Genomic DNA, 3,159 nt, shown 5'->3' with positions numbered 1-3,159 from the left:
CCCCCCCCCCCCCCCCCCCCCCCCCCCCCCCCCCCCCCCCCCCCCCCGCCCCCCCCCCCCCCCCCCCCCCCCCCGCCCCCCCCCCCCCCCCCCCCCCCGCGCCGGACTCCTCCAGGTACCGGTCGTAGCCGTAGTACTCCAGCATGACGCGGCGCAGCTCCGCGTTCTCCTCGGCCCGGATGCGGGCCGGGGTGAGGCTGCCCAACTGCTGGAGGAAGTCGGCCGGCACCGGCATGCCGCGCCAGGCGTACAGCGCGAAGCCGTCGGCGAAGGCCAACGCCGGTCCTTCGCCGCTGTCGAGGCGGCCCGCCTCGTCCCGGTGCAGCGCGGTCGGCCGCTCCGCGATGACCACGACGTTCTCGTACGGCCACCACCAGCCTGCGGCGCGGGCCGCCGCGCCCACCCCGGCCAACTCGTCGGCGCCGTCGAAGGCCGCCAACCAGGCGGCGTCGTGCTGACCCGTGACGGCGTCGGCCAGCGCCAGCCGCACCGCCGTCTCCCGCGCGGCGAGCGCGCCACCGGCCTGCTCACCACCGGTCGCCTCAGCGGACGGGCCCGCCGTTGGTGCCGGCTGCTCGGCGGCGGCTGCTCCCGGTCCACTCCCCGCACCGGCGGCGCCCGCCGTCCGCTCCCCCACGGCCTCCGTGGCCTGTGCGGCTTCCGCGGACGCGCCGCCGTCCACCACGGGCCCCGCACCGGCCACCACGCCCGCGTCGCGGCCCTGTGTCGGGGTGGTCAGCGCGGCCGTGATGCCCGTACGGACGCGGTCGGTCAGGGCGCGCGTCAGCTCCCACAGCGGCGCGGAGGTCAGCGACCAGCGGGTGGCCCAACCCTCCGGGCCGAGTTCGTCGTGCACCCGGCGGCGCGCCGCCACCCAGGGGGCGCTGCGCACCGCCTCGCGGACGCAGGCGCCTGCTGGGTGCCGTCCCGGATCGACCTGGGCCGCGCGCAACACCAGGTCAGCGCGGGCCGCGACGTCCTGGGGCAGCCCCTCGCGCTGCCCCGCAAGCAGCAGTGCCACGGCCGTGCCGAGCAGCGGCGACGGCGCCCACACCACCCGCTCCGGGGCAGCCAATCCGGCCTGCTCGTAGGCCCGCCGCACGCCGGCCTCGGCCGCCGTACGGTCGGCCCGGCCGGTGGCCGCCGCGACCGCCCGCCAGTCCGTCCACGGCCCGGACTCCACCGGCGCACTCCCCTGCTGCTCCACCGTCGTCTCCGTCATCGTCGGTTCCCCCTCGTGCTTCGTTCTCTTCGCGGCGGTCCGCTGTGTTGTCCTGCGTTGTCCTGCGTTGTCCTGCGTTGTCCTGCGTTGTCCTGCGTTGTCCTGCGTCGACCTGTATCGATCTGTATCGATCTGCCGGGCGGGCGCGGGAATGCGGGCCCGGCGGGTTGTGCCGGCGTGCTCCGGTCGATCCCGCACGCACGGGTCCATACGCGCGGGTCCGTGCACGCGGGTCCATACGCGCGGGTCCGTGCACGCGGATTCGTACGCGCGGGTCCATACCTGCGTCGTCGTACGACCGGTGCCGGCGCCAGCCATCCGGTGCGGGCGGCCGGTGGGTCAGTCGGCCACGACGCGGACCGCGCCCGGCACGTACTCCCGCTGGCGGACCACCCGGTGCCAGCCCTTGGGCAGCGGTATCGCGGCGTGCTCCTCGTGCACCACCCGGCCGCCCTCCGGGAGGTGCAGGTACCCCACACCGGCGAGGCCGGGCTCGCGCACCAGGGTGCCGGGGCCGACGACCGCGTGCGCATGCCCGGTGACCTCGCCGAGCGCCAGGACCAGCCGCCCCCGGCCGTCCCGCGGCTGTTCGGGCAGCGCCCGCACGCCAGCCGGCAGGTCCTCCTCGGCAACCGGCACGATCAGCACGTCTCCCTGTCGGTACATGCGCACACTCCCTCGGTGTCGGGGCCGGGTGTTTCCGGCGACACCCATGACGCTAGGGGCAGGGTCTGACAATCGAGCCGGCGTCGCCGCCCGCCGCCGCGGCTGTCAGTGCCGCTTGGTAGAACTCTTCGCAACGCTCCTCGCAGCCAGTGCGAGCCGTCCGACCTCAGGAGATCCACCCCATGTCCGTAGAGCACCTGCAAGAACTGCACGGCCTGCCGGCCTTCGAGTTCCCGGCCGAGAACGAGTCGACGGAGCTGCCTGACGCGGGGAGTGTCGCGTGGGCGGTCCGGGTGTCGCCCTACGAGGACGATTCGGAGGAGTTCGCGGACGCCTTCGAGCGGTTCCTGACCAAGGTGGACACCGCCAAGGTGCGGGCGTTGATCATCGGGCAGTGGGGCGAGGCGTACGAGGACGACTCCAGCACCGTGGTGGAGTTGCTGGTCGCGGCGAAGGACCGGCTGTCGTCGCTGGAAGCGCTGTTCATCGGCGACCTGGAGGCCGAGGAGGCGGAGATCTCCTGGATCCAGCAAGCCGACATCACGCCCGTGCTGCACGCCTTCCCGCAGCTCCGCGAGTTGGGCGTGCGCGGCGGCACCGAACTCAAGTTCCCCGCCGTGCGCCACGAGTCGCTGCGGACGCTCAGCTTCGAGGCGGGCGGGCTGCCCGGCGAGGTGGTGCGCGGCGTGGTCGCCAGCGAGCTGCCCGCACTGGAGTACCTGGAGCTGTGGCTCGGCGTGGAGGGTTACGGCGGTGACGCCACGGTCGCCGACCTGGCGCCGCTGCTCGCCGGAGGCCGCTTCCCGCACCTGCGCCACCTGGGCCTGCGCAACAGCGAGATCCAGGACGAGATCGCCGCGGCCGTCGCATCGGCGCCCCTCGTCGCCCAACTCACCTCGCTCGACCTCTCGCTCGGCGTGCTCTCCGACGAGGGCGCCCTGGCCCTGCTCGCCGGCCAGCCGCTCACCCACCTCAAGTGGATCGATCTCCGCCACAACTTCATCAGCGAGGAGGTCGCCGACCGGCTGCGGACCACCTGGGAGGCGGCCGGCGTCGAGGTGGACCTCTCGGAGACCGGCGACTCCTGGGAGGACGGCGACGAGATCCACCGGTACACGGCGGTCTCCGAGTGACGTGCGCACCACCACGCCCCGCGGGCTGCAACCGGTCGCGCCATGACCGGTGACCCGGCCGCGTCCGCGGGGCCAGGCGCCGCAGACCGCCCGGTGTGCGGCGGCGCCCCGGGCCGGGGGGGCGCAGCCCCCCCCCCC

General features: G+C 75.2%; 3 protein-coding genes. 1 reads left to right on the top strand and 2 read right to left on the bottom strand.

Annotation, left to right across the window (positions count from 1 at the left end; all coding sequences use genetic code 11):
* Both AAHZ94_RS31475 and AAHZ94_RS31470 read right to left on the bottom strand, forming a co-directional pair.
* A partial coding sequence (locus AAHZ94_RS31475) for a DUF6745 domain-containing protein (RefSeq protein WP_349997123.1) occupies positions 1 to 1,222 on the bottom strand: 1,222 nt, incomplete at its 3' end.
* 339 nt (positions 1,223 to 1,561) lie between these two features.
* On the bottom strand, positions 1,562 to 1,888 hold the full coding sequence (locus tag AAHZ94_RS31470; RefSeq protein WP_349997122.1) for a DUF8820 family protein: 327 nt from the start codon (positions 1,886 to 1,888) through the stop codon (positions 1,562 to 1,564).
* Positions 1,889 to 2,070: 182 nt separating this feature from the next.
* On the opposite strand from AAHZ94_RS31470, the gene AAHZ94_RS31465 reads away from it, so the two are divergent.
* A complete protein-coding gene (locus AAHZ94_RS31465; RefSeq protein ID WP_349997121.1) occupies positions 2,071 to 3,021 on the top strand; it encodes an STM4015 family protein in 951 nt (316 codons plus the stop codon).
* Positions 3,022 to 3,159 lie beyond the last annotated feature (138 nt).

This window comes from Streptomyces sp. HSW2009 (assembly GCF_040240285.1).
Lineage (GTDB): Bacteria > Actinomycetota > Actinomycetes > Streptomycetales > Streptomycetaceae > Streptomyces.
This window is presented reverse-complemented; position numbering and strand designations above follow the sequence as displayed.

Coding starts and splice junctions, on each gene's coding strand:
- AAHZ94_RS31465 (WP_349997121.1), top strand. CDS start 2,071: ATGTCCGTAGAGCACCTGCAAGAACTGCACGGCCTGCCGGCCTTCGAG.
- AAHZ94_RS31470 (WP_349997122.1), bottom strand. CDS start 1,888: ATGTACCGACAGGGAGACGTGCTGATCGTGCCGGTTGCCGAGGAGGAC.